At 66.9% G+C, this 22,593-nt stretch carries 17 protein-coding genes and 1 pseudogene; 9 read left to right on the top strand and 9 right to left on the bottom strand.

Features of this window, described 5'->3' with window-relative positions:
- Positions 1 to 161 precede the first annotated feature (161 nt).
- Both KNJ79_RS17770 and KNJ79_RS17765 read right to left on the bottom strand, forming a co-directional pair.
- Positions 162 to 998 carry an aminoglycoside O-phosphotransferase APH(6)-Id gene (locus KNJ79_RS17770; protein ID WP_000480968.1) on the bottom strand — a complete coding sequence of 279 codons (837 nt, stop codon included), beginning with the start codon at positions 996 to 998 and terminating at the stop codon, positions 162 to 164.
- Positions 998 to 1,588 (bottom strand): annotated as a pseudogene (locus KNJ79_RS17765) (APH(3'') family aminoglycoside O-phosphotransferase); the annotation flags it as partial. The pseudogene KNJ79_RS17765 and the gene KNJ79_RS17770, both read right to left, overlap by 1 nt.
- 63 nt (positions 1,589 to 1,651) lie before the next feature.
- Between KNJ79_RS17765 and KNJ79_RS17760 the strand changes: the two are divergent.
- Complete coding sequence (locus KNJ79_RS17760) at positions 1,652 to 2,416, top strand: IS6-like element IS6100 family transposase (protein ID WP_001389365.1); 765 nt, start codon at positions 1,652 to 1,654, stop codon at positions 2,414 to 2,416.
- Positions 2,417 to 3,410: 994 nt separating this feature from the next.
- A complete protein-coding gene (locus KNJ79_RS17755; RefSeq protein ID WP_317152079.1) occupies positions 3,411 to 4,805 on the top strand; it encodes a methyltransferase family protein in 1,395 nt (464 codons plus the stop codon).
- 45 nt (positions 4,806 to 4,850) lie between these two features.
- On the opposite strand, the gene KNJ79_RS17750 is transcribed toward KNJ79_RS17755, so the two are convergent.
- The 3 genes from KNJ79_RS17750 to KNJ79_RS17740 form a co-directional block, all read right to left on the bottom strand.
- Positions 4,851 to 7,106 carry a TonB-dependent receptor gene (locus tag KNJ79_RS17750; protein ID WP_317152078.1) on the bottom strand — a complete coding sequence of 752 codons (2,256 nt, stop codon included), beginning with the start codon at positions 7,104 to 7,106 and terminating at the stop codon, positions 4,851 to 4,853.
- Between the two features lie 155 nt (positions 7,107 to 7,261).
- A complete protein-coding gene (locus KNJ79_RS17745) occupies positions 7,262 to 8,635 on the bottom strand; it encodes a glutamate--cysteine ligase (protein WP_317152077.1) in 1,374 nt (457 codons plus the stop codon).
- Between the two features lie 55 nt (positions 8,636 to 8,690).
- Positions 8,691 to 9,473 carry a 16S rRNA (uracil(1498)-N(3))-methyltransferase gene (locus KNJ79_RS17740; RefSeq protein ID WP_317152076.1) on the bottom strand — a complete coding sequence of 261 codons (783 nt, stop codon included), beginning with the start codon at positions 9,471 to 9,473 and terminating at the stop codon, positions 8,691 to 8,693.
- Positions 9,474 to 9,679: 206 nt separating this feature from the next.
- Here KNJ79_RS17740 and KNJ79_RS17735 point away from each other — a divergent pair, with 206 nt between their 5' ends.
- The 4 genes from KNJ79_RS17735 to ubiA are packed head-to-tail and all read left to right on the top strand — an operon-like array spanning position 9,680 to position 13,542.
- A complete protein-coding gene (locus KNJ79_RS17735; RefSeq protein WP_317152075.1) occupies positions 9,680 to 11,326 on the top strand; it encodes a pilus assembly protein in 1,647 nt (548 codons plus the stop codon).
- Positions 11,323 to 11,919: a TadE/TadG family type IV pilus assembly protein gene (locus KNJ79_RS17730; protein WP_317152074.1), complete on the top strand. Its 597-nt coding sequence runs from the start codon at positions 11,323 to 11,325 to the stop codon at positions 11,917 to 11,919. Before KNJ79_RS17735 ends, KNJ79_RS17730 begins: the two co-directional genes overlap by 4 nt.
- Positions 11,916 to 12,581 carry a TadE/TadG family type IV pilus assembly protein gene (locus KNJ79_RS17725; RefSeq protein WP_317152073.1) on the top strand — a complete coding sequence of 222 codons (666 nt, stop codon included), beginning with the start codon at positions 11,916 to 11,918 and terminating at the stop codon, positions 12,579 to 12,581. The genes KNJ79_RS17730 and KNJ79_RS17725 overlap by 4 nt, the downstream gene beginning before the upstream one ends.
- Positions 12,582 to 12,633: 52 nt before the next feature.
- Complete coding sequence (ubiA, locus tag KNJ79_RS17720; RefSeq protein WP_317153947.1) at positions 12,634 to 13,542, top strand: 4-hydroxybenzoate octaprenyltransferase; 909 nt, start codon at positions 12,634 to 12,636, stop codon at positions 13,540 to 13,542.
- On the opposite strand, the gene smc is transcribed toward ubiA, so the two are convergent.
- The 4 genes from smc to KNJ79_RS17700 form a co-directional block, all read right to left on the bottom strand.
- The gene (gene smc / locus KNJ79_RS17715) at positions 13,543 to 16,986 is read right to left on the bottom strand and encodes a chromosome segregation protein SMC (protein ID WP_317152072.1); all 3,444 of its coding nucleotides are present in this window, start codon (positions 16,984 to 16,986) and stop codon (positions 13,543 to 13,545) included. It abuts the gene before it with no gap.
- Positions 16,987 to 17,277: 291 nt separating this feature from the next.
- Positions 17,278 to 18,027 (bottom strand): thioredoxin domain-containing protein, encoded by a 750-nt coding sequence (locus KNJ79_RS17710; RefSeq protein ID WP_245836675.1) that lies wholly within the window; start codon positions 18,025 to 18,027, stop codon positions 17,278 to 17,280.
- 35 nt (positions 18,028 to 18,062) lie between these two features.
- Positions 18,063 to 18,782: a thioredoxin domain-containing protein gene (locus KNJ79_RS17705; protein ID WP_089215783.1), complete on the bottom strand. Its 720-nt coding sequence runs from the start codon at positions 18,780 to 18,782 to the stop codon at positions 18,063 to 18,065.
- Between the two features lie 12 nt (positions 18,783 to 18,794).
- Positions 18,795 to 19,361 carry a DUF721 domain-containing protein gene (locus tag KNJ79_RS17700; RefSeq protein ID WP_317152071.1) on the bottom strand — a complete coding sequence of 189 codons (567 nt, stop codon included), beginning with the start codon at positions 19,359 to 19,361 and terminating at the stop codon, positions 18,795 to 18,797.
- Positions 19,362 to 19,387: 26 nt separating this feature from the next.
- Here KNJ79_RS17700 and KNJ79_RS17695 point away from each other — a divergent pair, with 26 nt between their 5' ends.
- From KNJ79_RS17695 to nudC, 3 genes are read left to right on the top strand one after another with little or no spacing between them, the layout of a single operon-like run.
- Positions 19,388 to 20,428 (top strand): A/G-specific adenine glycosylase, encoded by a 1,041-nt coding sequence (locus KNJ79_RS17695; RefSeq protein ID WP_317152070.1) that lies wholly within the window; start codon positions 19,388 to 19,390, stop codon positions 20,426 to 20,428.
- Positions 20,425 to 21,711: a serine hydrolase domain-containing protein gene (locus KNJ79_RS17690; protein ID WP_394357134.1), complete on the top strand. Its 1,287-nt coding sequence runs from the start codon at positions 20,425 to 20,427 to the stop codon at positions 21,709 to 21,711. Before KNJ79_RS17695 ends, KNJ79_RS17690 begins: the two co-directional genes overlap by 4 nt.
- Positions 21,711 to 22,589, top strand: a complete 879-nt coding sequence (gene nudC, locus KNJ79_RS17685) for an NAD(+) diphosphatase (protein ID WP_317152068.1) — start codon at positions 21,711 to 21,713, stop codon at positions 22,587 to 22,589. Before KNJ79_RS17690 ends, nudC begins: the two co-directional genes overlap by 1 nt.
- The last annotated feature ends 4 nt before the right edge of the window (positions 22,590 to 22,593 follow it).

Genomic DNA, 22,593 nt, shown 5'->3' with positions numbered 1-22,593 from the left:
CGCATTCCGGGGCGCGATCAATTTGTCGCGAAATTCCTGATTTTTGCGACAAAATGGGGTCGTTTGCGGGAGAGGGCGAAATCCTACGCTAAGGCTTTGGCCAACGATATTCTCCGGTAAGATTGATGTGTTCCCAGGGGATAGGAGAAGTCGCTTGATATCTAGTATGACGTCTGTCGCACCTGCTTGATCGCGGCCGCGATAGCTAGATCGCGTTGCTCCTCTTCTCCATCCGCGTTCCAAGCTGCGGAAAGGCACCCATAAGCGTACGCCTGGTCGAGCAGGCGACGCGGATCGACGTCCAGCGCACGAGAGAATGCGTCCGCCATCTGTGCAATGCGTCTAGGATCGAGACAAAGGTCGTCTCTGTCAGCCGGATCGTAGAACATATTGGCGGCGCCAAAGCCCACTTCACCGACCAGACCGACGGGATCTATCACCAGCCAGCCGCGACTGGAGAACATGATGTTTTCATGATGCAGATCGCCATGTAGCCCACGCAGTTCCGAGGCATTGCTCATCATTTGATCGGCTATAATCGCCGCGTGGACGTAGTCAGTTTGACAACCTGCGTTTTGATCATCGCGCGCCCGCTGAAACAAAGCTGCAAAGCGATCCCGGATCGGGAGAAGGGCAGAAGGCAGGGGTTCCTCAGATGCGGCATACAGCTTCGCCATTAGTTCCGCTGCAATTTCGGTCGCCTGGTAGTCGCCGTGCTCGGCAACGATGTGAGAGAGCATTCGCTCCCCGGCATATTCGAGCAACATCAGATTGTTCTCACGACCGAGCAACCGGACTGCTCCCCTCCCATTGCGCCATACCAGATAGTCGGCCCCGCGCAGTTCATCAGCAATGTCTTCTATAGGTTTCAATCCCTTGACGATTGCAGGAGTCCCGTCTGGCAATGAAACTTTCCAAACGAGGCTGGAAAAGGTGTCCGCAATGAGAACAGGTTGCGAAACGTGCCAATGAGCAGGAAAAACAGGCGGCATGAACATCAACCCCAAGTCAGAGGGTCCAATCGCAGATAGAAGGCAAGGCGTTCGCGGTCGGGGGCTTCGATCCCCAATACATTGAATAGGACAGCGAAGGCGCGCTCTGCTTCATCTGGCGCTGCCCAGTTCTCTTCGGCGTTAGCAATCATGAGTGCCAAATCGGCATAGCGATCTGCTGTTCCGAGCCGCCCAAGGTCGATCAGACCCGTGCATTGAAGAGTTTTAGGGTCCACCATGAAGTTCGGCATGCAGGGATCACCATGGCAAACAACCATATCGGTGCGCTCTTGGTCGAGCCGCACCGGTAGCTCTCGTTCGACACGAGCCAAAAGATCGAGCTGCGGCGTACTCTTGTCCTCGTCCGGTAAGAAGTCGGGATTGACGGCATTGCGGGACACCACATCAACGGCGCGTCCGAACATTCGCGACAGCCTGCGCTCAAACGGACATTGATCAACCGATAGGCTGTGAACAGCGCCAAGTTGCTGCCCCATTGACGGCCACGCTTTGAGCAAATCCGCTCCAGACAGATCAGCCGCCGGTACTCCCGGAATTGCCGTTATCACCAAGCATGCACCCTCCTGTTCCTCCTGCCGGCTCTGTTGCAAAAATCGTGAAGCTTGAGCATGCTTGGCGGAGATTGGACGGACGGAACGATGACGGATTTCAAGTGGCGCCATTTCCAGGGTGATGTGATCCTGTGGGCGGTGCGCTGGTATTGTCGCTATCCGATCAGCTATCGCGACCTTGAGGAAATGCTGGCGGAACGCGGCATTTCGGTCGACCATACGACGATCTATCGCTGGGTCCAGTGCTACGCCCCGGAGATGGAGAAGCGGCTGCGCTGGTTCTGGCGGCGTGGCTTTGATCCGAGCTGGCGCCTGGATGAAACCTACGTCAAGGTGCGGGGCAAGTGGACCTACCTGTACCGGGCAGTCGACAAGCGGGGCGACACGATCGATTTCTACCTGTCGCCGACCCGCAGCGCCAAGGCAGCGAAGCGGTTCCTGGGCAAGGCCCTGCGAGGCCTGAAGCACTGGGAAAAGCCTGCCACGCTCAATACCGACAAAGCGCCGAGCTATGGTGCAGCGATCACCGAATTGAAGCGCGAAGGAAAGCTGGACCGGGAGACGGCCCACCGGCAGGTGAAGTATCTCAATAACGTGATCGAGGCCGATCACGGAAAGCTCAAGATACTGATCAAGCCGGTGCGCGGTTTCAAATCGATCCCCACGGCCTATGCCACGATCAAGGGATTCGAAGTCATGCGAGCCCTGCGCAAAGGACAGGCTCGCCCCTGGTGCCTGCAGCCCGGCATCAGGGGCGAGGTGCGCCTTGTGGAGAGAGCTTTTGGCATTGGGCCCTCGGCGCTGACGGAGGCCATGGGCATGCTCAACCACCATTTCGCAGCAGCCGCCTGATCGGCGCAGAGCGACAGCCTACCTCTGACTGCCGCCAATCTTTGCAACAGAGCCCGGAAGAGCGCGCCTTCGAGCGCGGCGAAGCTCTTGCCGAGCGCGCCCGCGCGGCCTGTGCGCCCGCGCCACGGAATGAAGGGACCGCCCTGTCCGATGCTGGCCTTGCGGACGAGCGATTTGGGATCGAGCCCGAGTTCGGCGACCGCGGTTTCGGCCTTGGTCGCGCGGGCATCGACCGCGGCGAGCAGGCGCGCGGCGAGCGATTCCTGGCGCGCCTCGATGCGCGCGAGCGCCTGCGCCTCGGGGGGCAGGCGCGGGTCGATCGCGCTGGTTTCGACGGGCTTGGGGGCTTCGGCCGCGGCGGCGTCGGTTTTGGCGCCCTCGGGGAGCGCCTCGTTGCCGAAATAGGTCTTCTGCCAATCCTCGAGCTGTGCCTGGCGCTCGTCGAGGTCGGCGGCGATTTCGGCGACGCGGTCGCGATATTTGGCGATGCGCGCTTCGGCGGCCTCTGCCGCGGCTTCCTTTTGCGCGACTTCGGCGCGCTCGCCGGCGGTGAGCAGCTGGTTGACGAACACCGAAAGCGTGACGCCCGCCCACGCGAAGAGAACGATCCCCGCGATCAGCGCGACGCGCTTTTGCCAGACAGCGCTGATGCGCAGGAAACGCACATGACCGTGCGTGCGGATAAAAATTTCATGGTCCTGAAACAGCGCATTGAAGCGCTGCCGCCAATGGCGCAGACCCGTCGATTGCGAAGACAAGCTACGACCCCGTCTCGTTGTTTTGTTGGAGCCCCTCCGCCCCGACTGGGAAGCGCACTTAACAGCGGTGTCAGTGAAGCGCGAATCCTGAAGGGGCGAGTCGGGGTGAGTCGAACCATGCACGCGATGAACGGTGGAACAGTGCCAGAATGGCGGCTTTTTCGCCGAAAAAGAGGTAGGCGAATCGGCCGATTATCATTGACGCCTTGCTTACCATTTTCGACTAGATCGACCGCGTGACGCATCCATCGACAGCCGCATCCCTTCCCGCCGCCGACGCCGATCCGGAGCGGCGCGCGCGGCCGCGTTCGGCGGTCAGCGCCGGGGTCGGCCTCGTCGGGCTGATCGGGCTTTTCGCTTATCTGCTGATCGCGCGCTACGCCCCCCAAATCGCCGGCGCGTTCGGTATCGACTGGGGCGGGCGCGGGCCGATGAGCGGGCCGGCCTCGGCGGTCGCGAGCGTGCTCGCCTGCGGCCTGCCAATGGTGCTGTGGTCGGTGTTCGTCGACAAGGTGCATCGCAATCCGTCCACCGGCATCGACTGGTCGCGGCGCCGGCCGTGGCGCGAAACACTCGACATCAGCTTCACCAAGCTCGCCGGCCTGTGGGCGACCTGGGCGCTGATCGCCTTCGCCTATTTCGTGATGCGCTATTATTGGCAGGGCCCCTATGCCTTTGCGATGAGCCTGCTCGCGCATGCGGCGCCGTGGCTGCTGCTCGCGTCGGTGCCCTATATGCTGTGGCTCGACCGGCGCATGATCGAGCCGCGCGACGGTTGCTACGCCTTCGGGCGCTGGCTGATCGCACCGGGGGCACCGGTCGATGCCCGCGCGATCGCGCACCATCTGCGCGCGTGGACGGTGAAGGGCTTCTTCACCGCCTTCATGCTGTCGATCGTGCCGGGGAATTTCTCCGCGCTCGTCGCGGTGCAAATGAGCGAGGTGCTCGCCAATCCCTATATGACCGGGCTGTGGACGATCAACCTGCTTTATCTGGTCGATGTCCACATCGCGACCGTCGGCTATATCCTGACCCTGAAGCCGCTCGACGCGCATATCCGCACCGCCAATCCCTATGGCATGGCGTGGGTCGCGGCGCTGATCTGCTATCCGCCCTTCATCCTGATGAACGGCGGCCCGCTCGACTATCAGGTGGGCGGCGCGGACTGGGGCTATTGGCTGCAGGGGCACGAGACGCTGATGACGATCTGGGGCATCGTGCTCGCCCTGCTGATCGCCGTCTATGCGTGGGCGACGATGGCGTTCGGCATCCGCTTTTCAAACCTGACGCACCGCGGCATCATCACCCACGGCCCCTATGCCCTCACGCGCCACCCCGCCTATATTGCGAAGAATCTGAGCTGGTGGGTCGGCTCGATGCCCTTTCTCGTGACGAGCGGAAGCTGGGTCGAGGCGCTGCGCAATATGGTGCTGCTCGGGCTCGTCAGCGGTGTCTATTACTGGCGCGCGAAGACCGAGGAGAAGCACCTCCTCGGCGACCCCGCCTATCGGGCCTATTGGAACTGGGCGCAGGCCAATGCACCCGTGCCGCGATTCTTCGCGAAGCTGACGGGGCGCACGGTGCCGCTGATCCGCCTTGAGCCCGATCCGCGCGTCGGGCCGGTGGCGTGAGGATTCCTGAAGCCCCTCCTCTGAAGAGGAGGGGCTTTTCATTCGTCAGAACTTCACGCCCGCCTCGACGCCCCAGATGCGGGGTTCGTTGACATAGCTGGTCAGATTGTTGAAATCGATACCGCCGGTCGGCGAGGCGTCGCCGGTGATGTTGCGCACGAAGGCCGCGAAATCATAGCGGTCGGTGCGATAGCCGACGCGCAGCCCGCCCTCGATCATCTCGTCGTCCGAAAATTCGACCGAGCGATAGAGGAAGAACTGCACCTTCGACCGGTAATACCAGTCGGTGAAGGCATAGAGCGCGCCATTGCCGACGGGGACTTCATAGCCCGCGGTCCAGTTGGCCGTGAACTTCGGCGACTGCGGCAGCTGGTTGCCGTCGATCGAATAGATGCCGGGGCTGCCCGCGCGCACCGGGTCGAGCACCGTGCAAGGCGTCGCCGAGCCGCAGCCGGCGACGAAGGCATTGGGGTCGTCGATCTCGGCGACATTCCATGCGCCGCCGACGCTGAAGGTCAGCCCGCGCGCCGGCGCCGCCTGCAATTCGGCCTCGATCCCGTGACCCTTGGCATCGACGTTGAGCAGGCTCGCGACGTTCGACGTGCCGCCGACCGCGGTCAGCTGCAGATCCTTGGTGTCGAAATAATAGCCGGTGAGGTTGAAGCGCACGCGATCGTCGAGGAACGCGGTCTTGATGCCCGCTTCATACGACATCGTCTCTTCCTGATCGGCGGTCGAGATCGTCCGCGCGAAGGTCAGGCGGCCCTGCACCGACGGTGCGCGATAGCCGCGCGCGACGCGGGCATAGAGCGTCACATCGTTCGACGTTTCCCAGGTCGCGCTCGCGTCCCACGTCACCAGCTCGCCCTTGACCTTGGCCGCCTGCGGCGGGACCGGCGTGTTCGGGTTGACGACGAAGTCGGGGCGCGTCTCGACCGGGCGCGACGCGACGAAATCGCGCGTGTCGTGGTTGTAGCGCGCGCCGGCCTGCAAGGTCAGGCCATTGTCGAACGCATAGTTGAGCGAGCCGAAGATGCCATAGGCTTCGCTCTCCTGGCGCTGGATCGCGATCGCCGACGGGGTCGCGTCGGTCGGGCCGCCGAATTCATAGCTCGAAATGTCGAGGTCTTCGTTGAAGTAGAAGACGCCGCCCTGATAGCCGAACCCGCCGTTATTGTTCGAGGCGACGCGGATTTCCTGCGTGAACTGGTCGAGGCTCGGGACATTGTCCTGGCTCTGCGCCTGGAAGGGGATGAGCCCCGGACCCGATTCGGGCAGGAAAACGGCGCCGAAGCCGCCGTCGATGTCGCCGCGGCTGCGGAAATTGCCGTTCCAGTAAGAGGTGATCGAATAGAGCGTGACGGGTCCGAAATCATATTCGAGGTTGAGCCCGGCGTTGTAGGTATTGAGCTTCTGGAAATTGATCCCGTCCTGCCACACCTTGTCGCGCTCGAACTCGGTGCCCGCGCCGCCGAGGCCGACGAGATGGTTGCTGCCCGGAACCTGCGTGTTCGCCCGGAAGATGATCGCCGAACCGTCATAGACGCGCACCTGGCCGATCACGCGGCCGGTGAAGGGGCCATTTTCATATTGCAGCTGGAGCCGCGCGGCGATGTCGTCGTAGCCGCCGAGGTCGTCGCTCTTGGTCGTCGCGATATTGTCGACCCAGTCGTCGCGGTGCTGATAGAGGCCCGAGAGGCGGACCGAAAAGCCGCTGTCGTCGGCGGCGCCCGCCGCAACCTCGACCTGGCTGGTGCCATAGCGGCCATAGCTGACGCGGGCATAGCCCCCGGTCTTGCCGGGCTTGACGGTGTCGAACTTGACGATGCCCGCCGGCGTGTTGCGGCCGAACAGCGTGCCCTGCGGCCCGCGCAGCACCTCGACGCGGTCGAGGTCGAAAATCGGGAAGCCCTTGAGGATCGGGTTTTCGAGCACGACGTCGTCATAGACGAGGCTGACCGGCTGCGACGCGTTGAGGTCGAAGTCGGTGTTGCCGAGGCCGCGGATATAGAAGCGCGGGAACGAGCGACCGTAGGAGCTTTCGATGTTGAGGCTGGGGACGCGGCCCGCGAGCGCGCGGATGTCGGCGCCGGTCGAGGTGATCGCGCCGAGCGTGTCGCCCGCGAGCACGCTGACCGCGATCGGCACGTCCTGCAGATTCTCCTCGCGGCGCTGCGCGGTGACGATGATGTCGCCGAGCCCGCCCGCTTCGGCGGCGGGCGCGTCCTGCGCGGCGGCGGGGGCGGTCCAGCCGGCGGCGAGTGCAAAGCTTATAGCAAGGGCGGAAGGAAGATGGCGCATGGCATATCCTTTGAAAAGCGAAGCGGTGAAGTTGAGAATATGCCCCGGCGTTGCCGCGCGCGCGCCGCGCGGTCAACGGTCGAGCGCGCCGCCGCTGAGTTTCGTGACGACAGTGTTGCAGAATTGCTGCACCGCAGCGACTCGCCGAAACGGGCCTAGAAGCTCAATTCTTCATAAATATGAGAGAGATCGCCGCCCCACGGGCCTTCGTAGCGGTCGAGCAGGTCGTGCGCCGGCGATTTGCCGCTCTTGGCGATCCGGCGCAGCGGCTCGAGGAAGCCGACCTCATTGTCGCCCATCGAATTGACCTCGCCGCGTGCCGCAAGGCCCTGCGCGGCGATGTCGAGAACTTGGGTAACGAGATCGCCGACGCTGCCGCCGCCGGGCGCCGGGGCGCAGAGGCCGTCCCTGGGCACCGCGTCGCGCAGCGCCTGCTGTTCCGCGATGCTCCAGCCCTTGACCAGATCCCACGCCGCATCGAGCGCGCTCTGATCATAGAGCAACCCGACCCACAGCGCAGGGAGGGCGCAGATGCGGTTCCACGGCCCGCCGTCGGCGCCGCGCATCTCGAGAAAGCTCTTGAGCCGCACCTCGGGAAAGGCGGTCGAGAGATGGTCGGTCCAGTCGGAAAGCCGCGGCAATTCGCCGGGAAGCGCGGGGAGTTCGCCGCACAGAAAATCGCGGAAGCTCTGCCCCGCGGCGTCGATATATTTGCCGTCCCTGAAGACGAAATACATCGGCACGTCGAGCATATAGTCGACGTAACGCTCATATCCGAACCCGTCCTCGAACACGAAGGGCAGCATCCCCGTGCGCGCGGGGTCGGTGTCGGTCCAGATATGGCTGCGATAGGAAAGATAGCCGTTCGGCCTGCCCTCGGTGAAGGGCGAGGAGGCGAAGAGCGCGGTCGCGAGCGGCTGGAGCGCGAGGCTGACGCGGAACTTCTGCACCATGTCGGCTTCGGACGAATAGTCGAGGTTGGTCTGGATCGTACAGGTGCGCAGCATCATGTCGAGCCCGAGCGAGCCGACGCGCGGCATATGGCGGAGCATGATGTCATAGCGCCCCTTGGGCATCACCGGCAGCTCGCCGCGCGTCTTGTCGGGCCACATGCCGAGACCCAGAAAGCCGAGCCCGAGTTCGGCACCGACCTCTTTCACCTGTTTCAGATGGCGCCCCGTCTCGGCGCAGGTCTGGTGCAGATTTTCGAGCGGCGCGCCCGAAAGTTCGAGCTGGCCCGCGGGTTCGAGGCTGACCGTGCCGTCGCTGCCCGAAAGCGCGATCACCTTGCCCCCCTCGATCACCGGCTCCCAGCCGAAGCGGGTGAGCGCCATGAGCAGGTCGCGGATGCCGCCGGGCTCGTCGTATGAGGGGGCGCGGTGGTCGCGCGTCCGATAGACGAATTTTTCGTGCTCGGTGCCGATGCGCCAGGCCTCGCGCGGTTTTTCCCCCTTGATCATGGGCGCCGCGAGCTGGTCGCGGCTTTCGATGATGGGATCGTCTCGATCCGAAACCGTTCGCGTGCTCATGGCGCCATTTAGGGAGCGGCGGCGCATCTGACCAGAGGGGGATTCGATCGCCGCCTCAAATGGTGTCGGCCGCCCCGGCATCCGCGCCTTCGCCGGCCGCCCGCCAGTCGCCGTGCGCCGCCATCCACGCCGCCATCGCGGCGATCGCCGCCGTCTCGGCGCGCAGGATGCGCGGGCCGAGCGTCATGCGGCGGACGGCGGGCGCTTGCAGCAACAGCTCGCGCTCGCGGGTCGTGAAGCCGCCCTCGGGTCCGGTCAGGATCGCCGCGGGCGCGGGCGCGTCGAGGCGCGCGAGTGGCGCGCCGCCCGCCTCGTCGGCGAACAGCAGCGCGCGGCCGGCGGGCCAGTCCGCGAGCAGCGCGGGCAGCTTTACCGGATCGGCGAGTTCGGGGAGTGCGGTGCGCCCGCATTGCTCGCACGCCTCGACGATCTGCGCCTCGAGCCGTTCGCGCTTGACGCGCTCGACGATCGTGCGCTCGGTGATCACCGGTTGCAGGCGGCGGACGCCGAGTTCGGTCGCCTTTTCGATGATCCAGTCGAGCCGCGCCTTCTTGACCGGCGCGAAGCAGAGCCAGAGGTCGGGCACGGTTTCGCGGTCGCGCGTCTGACGCTCGACGCGCAGGGTCAGCGCGCGCTTGCTCGCGTCCGCGACGGTCGCCAGCCATTCGCCGCTGCGATCGTCGAAGAGCAACAGCGGATCGCCCGGCTTCACGCGCATCACGTTGAGCAGATAATGGGCGGCCGCGCCGTCGAGCGCCGGCGCGGCGTCGGGGCCGAGCGGCTGGTCGACGAACAGGCGGGGGGTGCTGGCGGGCGGCCAGGCGGGGGTGGCGGGCATGGCGGAGCGATAGCAGAAGGACGCCCGCGCGCCCATAGTTTCGCCGGTGCGGCCGAACCGTCCCGCTTTGGGCCGAATCCGGTGCGGCGCGGCGACTATTGCCCTGCGGCGATTAGCCATTTGGTAAGCAGTTTGGCCTTAGGTGCATTGTGCCAGACGCGCATCTGAGTGGGCCGCGCGCCTGGTCCTAGAGGGGGTCAGTGACCATGCGTGGGACCATCATTCGCCGCTTCCGCTCGGGCGCCGGGAAACTTCTTCGCGACCAGCGCGGCAACGCCCTGATGCTGACAGCCGCCGCAGTGGTGCCGCTCGTTGGTATCGTCGGCTCGGCGGTCGATATCGGCCGCGCCTATATGACCCAGCTTCGCTTGCAGCAGGCGTGCGACGCGGGCGTGCTCGCGGGCCGCCGCGCGATGGCCGGCGGCACCTATACCGACGCCGCCGAGGCCGAAGCGAACAAGATGTTCAACTTCAACTTCCCCGACGGCATTTATGGCAGCAGCGGGATCAGCTTCGCATCGGAGACGAGCGGGAAATCCAATGTCGTCGGCGTCGCGAGCGCGACGTTGCCGACCGCGCTGATGTATATTTTCGGCAAGGACGCGTTCAACCTGTCGGTGAATTGCGGCGCCAAGCTCGAAATTTCGAATGTCGACGTGATGATGGTGCTCGACGTGACGGGTTCGATGGCTTGGACCAACGACGGCGATACGGACAGCAAGATCGTCGGCCTGCGCGCCGCGGCCAAGAGTTTCTTCGCCACGCTTGCGGGGGCTGACATCGGCGACGGCCAACTTCGCTTCGGCGTGGTGCCCTATAGCGCGACGGTGAATGTCGGAGAAATTCTGCGCAAGGCGGACTCTTCGTGGCTGTCGCAATCGGCGCTTTTGCCATCGCGCACCGGCATAGGCTGGAGGGATGTCGAGGAGTGCGGATGGCAGGGGCCGAAATGGAATCGGCAATGGGTGTGCGAAACGAAAAGCCGATATTTCTATCGCTACGAGGATCGCAGCTTCGCGGTCGGATCACTAGCGCCGGGCGGGCAGATAACGGCGAATACGGGCACGAACGGCGGTAACGTCACAGCCACCTGGTCCGGTTGCATCATCGAACGGAAAACGACGCCATTCGGCCCCAGCGAGACCGCGCCCGACGACGCCTTTGACATGGACATCGACATGGTTCCGACGTCGGACGAGGCGACCAAATGGCAGCTCTATATTCCGGGCCTGACCTATGACCGCGGACAGGTTGCCCCGCTTGAGACCAAGTCGACCTTAAACGATATGAACGGCCGGTCGGCCTGCCCCTATAAGGCGATGAAGCTCAAGAAGGTCGTGGACAGCGCGGCCGCCGGCTCGGAGACCGAAGTCGACCAGGCGGGCTTCGATTCCTATATCGACAAGCTGCAACCGACCGGTCAGACCTATCACGACGTCGGCATGGCTTGGGGAGCCCGATTGATCTCGCCGAACGGCCTGTTCGCGAGCGAGAATGTAGATGCAAGCGGCCGGCCGATCGACCGCCATATCGTCTTTATGACCGATGGCCAGATGGACACCAGGCTCGACTATCTGTCGCATCAGGGAGTCGAAGCCTCGATGTCGCGAACGGGTGCCACCGACAAAAATGATTCCGACGACCGCCACAACAACCGCTTTCTCCAACTGTGCGAGCGCGCGCGGGAGAAAGGCATCACTATCTGGGTTGTCTCTTTCGGTATCGACAGCAATGCTCAGCTTGACAGCTGCGCTAGCTCGGGCGCGGCCTTTGCGGCGAAGAATACGGCGCAGCTCACCGAGCAGTTCCAGTCGATTGCGCGGCAAATTTCGCGCCTGAGACTGTCGAAATGACGCGGCCTATCCGTCTGTTGCGCCGGCTGCGCCAAAGCGAACGCGGGGTCGCCTTGGTCGAATTCGCGCTCACGGCGCCGGTCTTCCTGCTCATCCTGATGGGAATCTTCGACTATAGCTGGCAGCTATATGCGCAGCAGGTGCTGCAAGGCGCGGTCAGCAAGGCCGGGCGCGATTCGACGATCGAAACCTATGTGAACGATCCGTCTGCGCTCGACGATCGCGTTCGCGAGCAGGTGCAGAATGTGTTTTCGAATGCCGTCGTGACGTTCAGTCGCAAGAGCTACGATCGCTTCGATCAGGTCGGCGTCGAGGAGCGCTACACCGACTCGAATCACAATGACAGCTATGACGTTGGCGAATGCTATGACGACAGCAACGGCAACGGCCAGTGGGATGCCGATCGGGGAAGCGAGGGCAATGGCGGTGCCGACGACGTCATTCTCTATACCGCGTCGATGACTTTCGACCGTGTCCTGCCCGTATGGCGGATGCTGGGCCAACCGCAATCGACGACGCTGACCTCTACAACGGTGCTGCGCAACCAGCCCTTCGCGACCGGCAGCGACGCTCCACCGGATGAATGTCTATGACCCGCCTCGCTCACCTTCGTCGACGCGTCCGGTTCGCGATCGCTCGCCTCGCGCGCGACGTGGCGGCGACCGTGCTCATCGAAATGGCTTTCGCCATTCCCTTTCTGGTCCTTGTCGGCTTTGGCGGGATGGAGATTGCGAATCTTACGCTGACGCAGACACGGATCAGCCAGATCGGCCTGAACGCCGCCGACAACGCCTCCCGAATTGCGACCGGCAGCAATCTGGCGCTTCCCCAAATCCGCGAGGCCGATATCAACGAAGTGTTCGCGGGCGTCGAAAAACAGGCGGGAAAACTCGATTTCCAGCAGCACGGCCGGATCATCCTGTCGAGCCTCGAGCGCAACGGCGAGGGTGGACAATGGATTCACTGGCAGCGTTGCTATGGCGATCTCGGCGTTGCATCCACCTATGGCGTCGCGGGCGACGGTGCAACCGGCACCGACTTCTCCGGCATGGGACCCGAGGGCGCGGAGGTCACGGCGGTTGCGGGCACGGCGGTGATGTTCGTCGAAATCTATTATGACTATCAGCCCTTGCTTTATGGCAAATGGCTCGGACCGCGCCGGATGCACTCGACCGCGGCGTTCAACATCCGCGAGGCGCGCGATCTGACGCAGATCTATAATCCTTCGGGCGCTGCGGTTTCGAGCTGCGACTGACGCAATCGCCCATTTATCCCCGGCGCCGCGGCTGCTATCGCTCGCGCGCGTGATGACGGCGATCCATCCTCCCGACAGCCAGCATCAGGGCTTTCTCGCGCTGCTGCCCGCGCGCGCGCGGCCCTATGCGCTGCTCGCGCGTTTCGACCGGCCGATCGGCTGGTGGCTGCTCTATTGGCCGTGCGCCTGGGGCCTCGCGCTCGGCGGCGGGGCGCGAAGCCACTGGACGCTCTTTTTCTGGATGCTGCTCGGCGCGATCGCGATGCGCGGCGCGGGCTGCGTCTATAACGACATCGTCGACCGCGACCTCGACGCAAAGGTCGCGCGCACCGCGTCGCGCCCCGTGGCAAGCGGTGCGGTGCCGGTGAAGGCGGCGCTTGCCTGGACGGGGCTGCTCGCTCTCGTCGGGCTGGTCGTGCTGCTGCAGCTTTCCTTGCCTGCTCAGATCGTGGCGCTCGCAAGCCTCGCGCTCGTCGCCGCCTATCCGTTCATGAAGCGCATCACCTGGTGGCCGCAGGCGTGGCTCGGGCTCGTCTTCAGCTGGGGCGCGCTCGTCGGCTGGATCGCGGTCGGCGGATCGCAGGGCCTCGCTTTGCCTTTGCTCTACGCCGGCTGCATCGCGTGGGTGATCGGTTACGACACCATCTATGCGCTTCAGGACATCGAGGACGACGCGCTCGTCGGCGTCAAGTCGAGCGCGCGCGCGCTGGGGCGCCATGTCCGCGGCGGGGTCGCGCTCTGCTATGCGGCGGCGCTCGCCCTGTGGGCGGGGGCGCTGTGGCACGTCCGTCCCGACCCGCTGGTGCTCGTCGCGCTCATCCCCGCCGCCTTGCACCTGACCGGGCAGGTCGCAACGCTCGATCCGGCAAACCACGCCGACGCGCTCGCCAAGTTTCGCAGCAACCGCTTCGCCGGGCTGCTGGTGTTCGCGGCGATGCTGGTGGTGGGAAGCGCGGGTTGATTATTCGGCCGCGAGCAGTTCCTCGGCGCCGCCAAGGTCGACCGAGACGAGGCGGCTGACGCCCTTCTCGACCATCGTCACGCCGAACAGCCGGTGCATACGCGCCATCGTCACCGCATTGTGGGTGACGATCAGGTAGCGCGTGTTCGTCTCGCGCGTCATGCGGTCGAGCAGGTCGCAGAAGCGCTCGATATTGGCGTCATCGAGCGGCGCGTCGACCTCGTCGAGGACGCAGATCGGCGCGGGGTTGGTGAGGAAGAGGCCGAAGATCAGCGCGACGGCCGTCAGGGCTTGCTCGCCGCCCGAGAGGAGGGTGAGCGAGCCGAGCCGCTTGCCCGGCGGCTGCGCCATGATTTCGAGCCCCGCTTCGAGCGGGTCGTCCGAATCGACGAGCTCCAGATGCGCTTGCCCGCCGTTGAACAGCGTCGTGAAGAGCCGCTGGAAATGGCCGTTCACCGCCTCGAACGCGGCGAGCAGGCGGACGCGCCCTTCGCGGTTCAGATTGCCGATCGAGCCGCGCAGCCGGTTCACCGCCTGTTGCAGCTCGTCGATCTCGGCGGCGCTCTTCTCGCGCTCGGCGTCGAGTTCGGCGAGTTCGTCGGCGGCGACCAGATTGACCGGGCCGAGCCGCTCGCGCTCGCCGATCAGCCGGTCGTGCGCCGCCGATTCGGCGCCCGTGTCGCCGACGCTGTCGCTTGCGAAGCCGGCCTTTTGCGGCAGCAGCGGCGGCGGGCATTCGAAGCGTTCGCCCGACACGCGCCCCATCTCGATCCGGCGCTGCTCGGCATTTTCGGAGCGCGCGGCCGCGCCGGCGCGCGTTTCGCGCGCTGCGGCGACGCGCTCGCGGATCGTCGTCAGCGCCGTCTCGGCTTCGCGCAGCGCCGCCTCGGCTTCGCGTTCGCGCGCTTCGGCGGCGGCCGCCTGCTCGCGCAGTTCGGCCTGCCGCGTCTCGGCGGCGGCGCGCTCGGCGGCCAGCTTTTCGGGCAGGTCGGCGAGTTTCGCGGCTTCGGCGGCGAGCGCGTCGCCGCGATTGTCCATGTCGGTCACGCGCCGCGCCGCCTCGCCGGCGCGCGCCTTCCAGCTCTTGATCTCGGCGGCGACGACCGCTTGCCGTTCGGAGAGGCCGGCAAGGCTGCGCTCGTGCGCGGCGAGCGCGTCGCGCGCGGCATGGGCATCGGCGCGCGCGCCTTCGGCGGTTTGTTCCTCAGTGTCGAGCGCCGCGCGGGCGAGGCTTTCGTCGGGGAGCGCGGCGAGCGCCGCTTCCTGCGCCGCGAGCGCTTCGGCGGCTTCGCTCGCGGCCGCGGCGATCTCCTGACGCCGCCGGTCGAACAGCGCGGCGGCGTCGCGGTGGCGGTCGAGCGCCGCCTGCGCCTGATCGGCGGCGCGCAGCGCCGCGCGGCGCGCCTCGTCGGCGTCGGCGAGCCGCTTGCGCGCGGTCGCGGCGCCTTCGGTCCGCTCGGCGAGTGTGGCCGCCATTGCGTCGCGCCGGTCGCGCAGCGCCTGCACCCCGCGTTCGGCGTCGGGCCGCTGCGCCGCCAGCGCGTCGAGGCGGTTCTGGCGCATCAATCGCTCGCTCGCGGTTGCGCCGTCGCCGCGCGTGACGAAACCGTCCCAGCGGCGCATCACGCCGCCCATGGTCACGAGCCGCTGGCCGGCCGCGAGCGGCTGGCCCGCGTCGCTTTCGACGACTGCGACCTGCGCGAGCCGCCGTGCCAGCGCGGGCGGCGCGTCGACGACCTCGGCGAGCGCGCGCGTGCCGGCGGGGAGCACCGGGTCGGCCTCGCCCTTCCCGGCCCCACGCCAGCTGCGCGCAGCGTCTTCCTCGGTGCCCGCGTCGAGGTCGTCGCCGAGCGCGGCGGCGAGCGCGGCTTCGTAACCGGGCTTCACCTTGATCCGGTCGAGAATGCGCGCCGCATCGCTCCGCGCGGCGGCGAGCGCGCGTTCGAGCGTCGCCGCCTCGCTTTCGAGCGCGGCGAGCGCGGCGCGCGCTTCGGCGAGTGCGGTGTCGATTTCGGCGAGCGCGGCGGTCGCGGCCTCGCGGTCGGCTTCGGCCTCTTCGAGCGCGGCTTCGGCCGATCCAATCGCGGCCTCGGCCTCGGCGGCCGCGCCGGCGCTGCGTTCGACCGTTTCGGCAAGCGCGTCGCTGTCGCCGAGCGCGGCGACTTCGGCCTCGACGCTCGCGCGCTGGCCCTCGACGCGGCGCACCGCCGCTTCGGCGGCGTCGCGGGCGTTGATCGCGACGCGGCGATCGGCGGCTTCGCTCGCCGCTTTCGCCCGGGCCTGCGCGAGCGAGACTTCGGCGTCGCGCAGCCGCGTCTGCGCCGTCTGGCTCGCCTCGACGAGCGCCGCCTTGCCGGCATCGTGGCTCGCGATTTCCCGCGCCAGTTCCTTGGCTTCGCTGTCGAGCGCGGTCAGCGCGGCGTGGGCGTCGCGCGCCAGGTCGCCCTCGCGCGCGCGGTCGTCGGCAAGCCGCGCCTGCTGCGCCGCCAGATCTTCGAGCCGCTGCCGCGCCGCCCGCTCCTCGCCGGCGAGCCGCACCTGCGTCGCGGTCGCCTCGGCGAGCGCGTCGCGCTGCGCCTGCGCCTCGCTGCGCGCCGCGGCGACGCGGGCCGCGACTTCGGCCTGCGCCTTCGACACGGCTTCGAGTTCGTCCTGCGCGGCCTTCACCGCGGCGTCGGCGGCGTCGGCGTCGCGGCGCGCCTGATCGGCGGCGGCGGCGGCGTCGCGCCAGCGCGCATAGATCAGCCGCCCCTCGGCGATGCGGATCTCGTCGCTCAGCCTTTTATATTTCTCCGCCGCGCGCGCCTGCCGCCGCAGCGCGTTCGCGCGCACTTCCATGTCGGCGACGATTTCGGACAGGCGTGCGAGATTGGTCTCGGTCGCACGCAGCTTTTGCTCGGCGTCCTTGCGGCGAACGTGGAGGCCGGCGATCCCCGCCGCCTCCTCCAGCATCGCGCGGCGGTCGGCGGGTTTCGCCGCGATGACGCCCGCGATCTTTCCCTGGCTGACGAGCGCGGGGCTGTGCGCGCCGGTCGCCGCGTCGGCGAAGATCAGCGCGACATCTTTCGCTCGCACGTCGCGGCCGTTGGCGCGATAGGCGCTGCCCGCGCCGCGCTCGATGCGGCGGATGACCTCGAGCTCGTCGCCGTCGCTCTCGCCCGCCAGCCCGGCGACAATCGCGCCCCCGGTGTCGCAGTGCAGCGCGACTTCGGCGAAATCGCGCGGCGGGCGCGACGAGGTGCCCGCGAAGATCACATCCTCCATCCCGCCGCCGCGCATCGACTTGGGCGAGGATTCGCCCATCACCCAGCGGATCGCTTCGAGCAGGTTCGACTTGCCGCAGCCATTGGGGCCGACGACGCCGGTCAGCCCGGGCTCGATGCGCAGCTCGGTGGGTTCGACGAAGCTTTTGAAACCGGTGAGGCGCAGCCGCTTTATCTGCACGAAAACCCCCCGTGCAGTCGGTCGAATCGCAGGCCGTGTAACGTCGGCGTCACATATCCCCCTTTGCTGCCGTCATGCCGCGCGGGCGGGGGAGTCGCAAGAGGTGTCGAAAGGTTCACGCGGAGACGCGGAGGCGCGGAGGAAGGCATTCGGGGCCGAAGGCCCTTCTTTCGCCGCGGTTCGGTTTGGCCCAATCGCTGGGCGGAGGGCCGCTTCGCGGCCTGCACGATTTCTCCGCGCCTCCGCGTGAAACTCTTTCTCCGCGCGCTCTGCGCTTCAAATCTGACGGCGTCAGCGCGCGCCCATCGTGCGCAACCGGTCGCGCATCAGCGGCCAGGTCGCGACGCCCTCGGTGACCTGCCCGTTGATCAGGAAGGTCGGCGTGCCGCGCACGTCATATTTCTTGACCGCTTCGTTGGTCGCATCCTCGAGCTTCTGGATATCGTCGACCTTGCCGAGGCAGGCATTGACCTGTTCGCCGGTCATCCCGCGCGACTGATAGAATTGGTCGAGTTGCATCGCCTTGGCGAGCTGCTGGAAACGGACGCTGGGCGGCGATTTCATCGCGGCCTCATAGCCCTGCGGATTGGCCTGCGCGGCTTCGAAAATCTGCGCCTGCGAGGCAAAGGTGCTCTGCGTCAGCGGGAAATAGCGCTCGACCGGCGCGCAATGGGTGATCGCGGCGGCGGTCAGGTCGAGCCCGTCGCGGATGAAGTTGCGCAGCTCCAGGCTGACGCGGCCGGTGTCGATGAAGTCGCGCTTCATCTCTTCATGGCTTTCGGTCGCGAAATCGGCGCAGTGCGGGCAGGTCAGCGACGCGAATTCGACGATCTTGATCGGCGCGTCGGGGTTGCCCATCACGCGGCCGCCCTCGGGCGTCACGGCGACGACGTCGGACCAGCTCTTGCCGGCGGGCGGCGCGACCTTGGCGATCACCGCTTGCTCTTCGGTGGTGTCGGTCTTGCTGTCGCCGCAGGCGGCGAGCGCGAGCGCGCCGAGCGAGGACAGGATGGCGAGGCGCAGAAGGGGCTGGGTCTTCACGTCATTCTCCGGAAACATTCGTCGATGCAGAATCATTAGGAGCCCTTGATCGCGGCGTCGAGCAGGGTTTTGAGTTCGGGCCAATGACCGACTTCGGCGCGGCGGCCGTTGATGAAGAAGGTGGGGGTGCCTTTCACGCGGTCGGCATTGAGGCCGATATTCGTCATCCCCATCAGTTCGGCCTCGGCAACGCCGCTCGAAAGGCAGGCCTTGATCTGCGCCGCGCTATAGCCGCGCCCGCGCATCAGCGCGTCGAGCCCGACATCGGCGGCGATGCGCGCCGTGCGTTCGCCGAGCGCGCCCTGATACCATGGCGCCTGCTGCTCCTTGGTCAGCTTCGCGGCCTTGGCGAGCCAGACCGGCTGCGCGGCAAAGATCGCCTGATGATTGGCGGCGAAGGCCTTCGCCCCGCCGCAGCGCGCGAGCATCGCCGCGGTCATGTCGACGGGGTCGCGGATCAGGTTGCGATATTCGAAAAGGACGCTGCCCTTGTCGATATATTGCGCCTTGAGCGGCACCCCCGCTTCCTTCGCGAACTCGGCGCAGTGCGAGCAGGTGTAGCTGAAATATTCGACCAGCTTCACCTTAGCCTGCGGGTTGCCGACGCTGTAGGCGCCGATGCCGCTCTCGCCGATCGTCGCCGACCAGGCGGTGGCGGCCGGAGGGGCGGCTGCGGTGAGCAGCGGGATGCTCGACAGCGGCAGCAGCACGGCGGCGAGAAGATACCTGGGGATGTGGACGGGTGGACGGGCCATCGGGTCTTTCGTTCAGCTGATCTTGGGGAGCTTCGGCGGTGCCGCGAGCCCCGCCGCCATGCGTTCGAGCACGGTGCGAAGCTCGGGGTCGCCGATGTCGCGCAGACTCTCCCCCAGCTCGGCGGGTACGGGCTTCAGCATTGCGGCAGGCTGAACGGGCGGCGCGCGTTCGATCTGGCCGTGGGTCATGCGAACCTGCGCGATCGCGGCATAGCCGAAGAAGCGATTGACCGCGGCGATGATGTCGGGCGCGACATGCTGGAGCATCGGGGCGTGCGCGCCGCTGATCGTCAGGTGCAGCGTGCCGCCGGCCTTCTGCCCCGTGGGAAAGCGGATCATCGCCGGCTGGGTCACGTCGGCGAGCCGGTCGCCGACGATCTCGCGCCAGCGGCTGACGACCGACGACTGGATGAAGCCGAACTTGCGAAAGGCGGCGCGGCCGATCTCGGGGACGAGGTCGGCGATCGCACGCGGCTCGCCGCCGCGCGGACGCTCATAGGGGCGCGCGGGGGCCATTTTCGTCCCCGTTTTCGCCTTCGCCTTTTTGGCGGGCTTATCCTCGCTGCCTGCTTTCGCCATGCGCGCCGCCATGCCATAGGCGGGGGGTGAGCGTCCAGACTTCCGAGCCCCCCGATGCCGCGTGCGACGATTTCGCCGGCCGCCTGCTCGACTGGTACGACCGGTCGGCGCGCGCGCTGCCATGGCGGGTGCCGCCGGGAAGCGGAAGGGTGCCCGATCCCTATCGCGTCTGGATGGCCGAAGTGATGCTCCAGCAGACGACCGTCGCCGCGGTCGCGAGCTATTACGAGCGCTTCACCGCGCGCTGGCCGACGGTCGCCGACCTTGCAGCAGCGGACGATGCCGACGTCATGGCGGCGTGGGCGGGGCTCGGCTATTATGCCCGCGCACGCAACCTGCTCGCCTGCGCGCGCGCCGTCGTCCGCGATCATGGCGGCGGTTTTCCGGACAGCGAAGCGGGGCTGCGCAGCCTGCCGGGGGTCGGTGACTACACCGCCGCCGCGGTCGCGGCGATCGCCTTCGGCCGGCCCGCGGTCGTCGTCGATGCCAATATCGAGCGGGTGATCGCGCGTCATCGGCTGATCGAAACCCCGCTTCCCGCAGCCAAGCGCGCGTTCAAGGCTGAACTGGCGCCGCTGGTCCCCGCGGATCGGCCAGGCGATTTCGCGCAGGCGCTGATGGACCTCGGGGCGGGCGTCTGCACCCCGCGCGCTCCGGCCTGCGACCGCTGCCCCGTCGGCGCCGATTGCCGTGCGCGCGGGCGCGCCGACATCGAACGCCTGCCGGTCAAGCCTGCGAAGAAGGCGAAGCCGCAGCGTTACGGGATCGCCCACTGGATCGAGCGCGACGATCGGTTGTGGCTCGTGCGACGTCCCGAGAAGGGCATGCTCGGCGGGATGCGCGCGTTGCCCGGCGGCGAGTGGGCGGCAATGCCGCCCGCCGAGTCGGGGATTGCCGAGGTCGATCACGGCTTCACCCATTTCGATCTTCGGCTGACGCTGGTGCGGCGCGAAGCCCCGCTTGCCGCAGCGGAAGGCGAATGGTGGCCGCTCGCGACGCTTGACGCGGCGGGCCTGCCGACGCTCTATCGCAAGCTCGTCGACAAGATGCGGGAGAGAAAGGAATGAATCGGATGGTTTCGCGCCGGACGTTGCTCGGCGGCATGGCGCTCGGCGGCGCCGCGGCCTTTCTGCCCGGCGCGGCCTTTGCGTTCCGCGCCGACGGAGCGGCGCTCTTTCCGGCGACCAATGCCTTCATCACGGGCTTCGTCGACCGCGGCGAGCTTGCGAGCACGCTCGCCTGCATCGGCAAGGGGCAGGAGGCGCCGCTCTATTTCGGCGCGGGGACGCAGGCGATGGATTCAACGAGGCCGGTCGGCCCCGACACGCTGTGGCGGCTCTATTCGATGACCAAGCCGGTCACCGCGATGGCGGCGATGCTGCTGATCGAGGACGGCAAGATGGGGCTCGACCAGCCGATCGCCGATTTCCTTCCGGCTTTCCGCAATATGAAGGTTCAGGATACGCCCGACGGGTCGATCACCGCCGTGCATCCGGCAAAGACGCCGATCACGGTGCGCCAGTTGCTCACCCACACCGCGGGGCTCGGCTATGGCATCATCCAGAAGGGGCCGATCCGCGACGCCTATAACAAGGCGGGCATCCTCGGCGGGCAGGTCAGCCGGTTCCCGATCCCCGGATTTGCCGATGCGACGCCCGCGCCCAGCCTCGCGGCCTTTGCCGACCGCCTCGCCGAACTGCCGCTCGTCTATGAGCCCGGCACGCGTTGGAGCTATTCGGTCGGGCTCGACCTGATGGGGCGGGTGATCGAGCTGGTCTCGGGCCAGCCGTTCGAGGCCTTCCTCAAGGCGCGCCTTTTCGATCCGCTTGGCATGACGAGCACCTGGTTCCAGGTTCCCGCGAGCGAGGTCGGGCGGCTGACCACCAACTATGCGCCCGTTGCCGGCGCGCTGATCCCGATCGACCCCGCGACCAGCTCGATCTATCTCGACAAGCCGCCGGTGCCTTATGGCGGCGGCGGGCTGGTTTCGAGCGCGCGCGACTATGACCGCTTCCTCGCGATGCTGCTCGGCGAGGGCGCGACGGGCGGCGTGCGCATCATGAAAGCGGAAACCGCGCGGCTCGCCATGTCGAACCTGATCGACGACAGCATCGACCGCAAGGGCACGTTCATCGACGGCGAAGGCTTCGGTGCGGGCGGGCGCGTCTCGCTGCCGACCTCGCCGACCGGCGAGGGGCTTTACGGCTGGGCGGGCGCCGCGGGAACGGTGGGCTTCGTCGACCGCAGGCGCGGCTATCGCGTGGGCGGCTATACGCAATATATGCCGTCGAACGCGCTGCCGTTTCAGGCCGATTTCGGCAAGAATTTCTACCTGGATGTGATGAGCTGATGCCCAATCCATTGGGTTTTGTCGGGGCGTGGCTCGACCGCGCCGACCAGCTTCGCACCGATCCGCAGGCGTTCGCCGCGGCGTGCGTCGATCCGCGCGCGCGCTGCCTCGCGCTCGACGGCGTCGATTTCGTGCCGGGCGACGGCGGCGGGCTGCGCTGGGAGCCGCTCGATCCCGCCGACGACCGCACACTGATGCTGCTCGGCCGCGACGATCGCGGCATCCCCTATTTCGTGCGCGAAGCGCCGCGCGGCGCGCGCATCGACGCGCGCTCGCGCACAGTGATGCGGCTCCTGCCGCTGCTGTCGCCTCAGGACCTCGCGCTCTATGGCGGCGCGCGCAGCCTCGTCGACTGGCACGCGCGCCACGGCTTTTGCGCGGTGTGCGGGTCCCCGACCGGGATTTTCCGCGCCGGCTGGGGGCGTCGCTGCGGCGGCTGCGGCGCCGAGCATTTTCCGCGCGTCGATCCGGTGGTTATCATGCTCGCCGAACATGACGGCCGCGTCCTCGTCGGGCGCCAGCGGCAATTCCCGCCGGGCATGTTCTCGGCGCTCGCGGGCTTCGTCGAACCCGGCGAATCGCTCGAGGAAGCGGTTGCGCGCGAGCTTTTCGAGGAAGCCGGAATCCGCGTGTCGGACGTCACCTATGTCGCGAGCCAGCCCTGGCCCTTTCCCTCGTCGCTGATGGTCGGCTGCCGCGCCGTCGCCACCGACCCCGCGCTGACGCTCGACGAAACCGAGATCGAGGCGGCGATGTGGGTCGACCGCGCCGAGGTGCGCGCGGCGCTCGGCGGCGATATGGAGGCGCCCTTCATGGTGCCGCCGCCGCTCGCGATCGCGCGCTATCTGCTCGAAGACTGGGCCGGCTGGACGCCCTGAACCG

The sequence above is a fragment of the Sphingopyxis indica genome, assembly GCF_032879645.1.
Classification (GTDB): domain Bacteria; phylum Pseudomonadota; class Alphaproteobacteria; order Sphingomonadales; family Sphingomonadaceae; genus Sphingopyxis; species Sphingopyxis indica.
Note: the sequence above shows the minus strand (reverse complement) of the source record. Positions and strands in the feature narration are given on the sequence as shown.

What these genes read in the sequence shown, in the direction of transcription:
- KNJ79_RS17770 (WP_000480968.1), bottom strand. Translation starts at nt 998, where the DNA reads ATGTTCATGCCGCCTGTTTTTCCTGCTCATTGGCACGTTTCGCAACCT.
- KNJ79_RS17760 (WP_001389365.1), top strand. Translation starts at nt 1,652, where the DNA reads ATGACGGATTTCAAGTGGCGCCATTTCCAGGGTGATGTGATCCTGTGG.
- KNJ79_RS17750 (WP_317152078.1), bottom strand. Translation starts at nt 7,106, where the DNA reads ATGCGCCATCTTCCTTCCGCCCTTGCTATAAGCTTTGCACTCGCCGCC.
- KNJ79_RS17745 (WP_317152077.1), bottom strand. Translation starts at nt 8,635, where the DNA reads ATGAGCACGCGAACGGTTTCGGATCGAGACGATCCCATCATCGAAAGC.
- KNJ79_RS17740 (WP_317152076.1), bottom strand. Translation starts at nt 9,473, where the DNA reads ATGCCCGCCACCCCCGCCTGGCCGCCCGCCAGCACCCCCCGCCTGTTC.
- KNJ79_RS17735 (WP_317152075.1), top strand. Translation starts at nt 9,680, where the DNA reads ATGCGTGGGACCATCATTCGCCGCTTCCGCTCGGGCGCCGGGAAACTT.
- KNJ79_RS17730 (WP_317152074.1), top strand. Translation starts at nt 11,323, where the DNA reads ATGACGCGGCCTATCCGTCTGTTGCGCCGGCTGCGCCAAAGCGAACGC.
- KNJ79_RS17725 (WP_317152073.1), top strand. Translation starts at nt 11,916, where the DNA reads ATGACCCGCCTCGCTCACCTTCGTCGACGCGTCCGGTTCGCGATCGCT.
- ubiA (WP_317153947.1), top strand. Translation starts at nt 12,634, where the DNA reads ATGACGGCGATCCATCCTCCCGACAGCCAGCATCAGGGCTTTCTCGCG.
- KNJ79_RS17705 (WP_089215783.1), bottom strand. Translation starts at nt 18,782, where the DNA reads ATGGCCCGTCCACCCGTCCACATCCCCAGGTATCTTCTCGCCGCCGTG.
- KNJ79_RS17700 (WP_317152071.1), bottom strand. Translation starts at nt 19,361, where the DNA reads ATGGCGAAAGCAGGCAGCGAGGATAAGCCCGCCAAAAAGGCGAAGGCG.
- KNJ79_RS17690 (WP_394357134.1), top strand. Translation starts at nt 20,425, where the DNA reads ATGAATCGGATGGTTTCGCGCCGGACGTTGCTCGGCGGCATGGCGCTC.
- nudC (WP_317152068.1), top strand. Translation starts at nt 21,711, where the DNA reads ATGCCCAATCCATTGGGTTTTGTCGGGGCGTGGCTCGACCGCGCCGAC.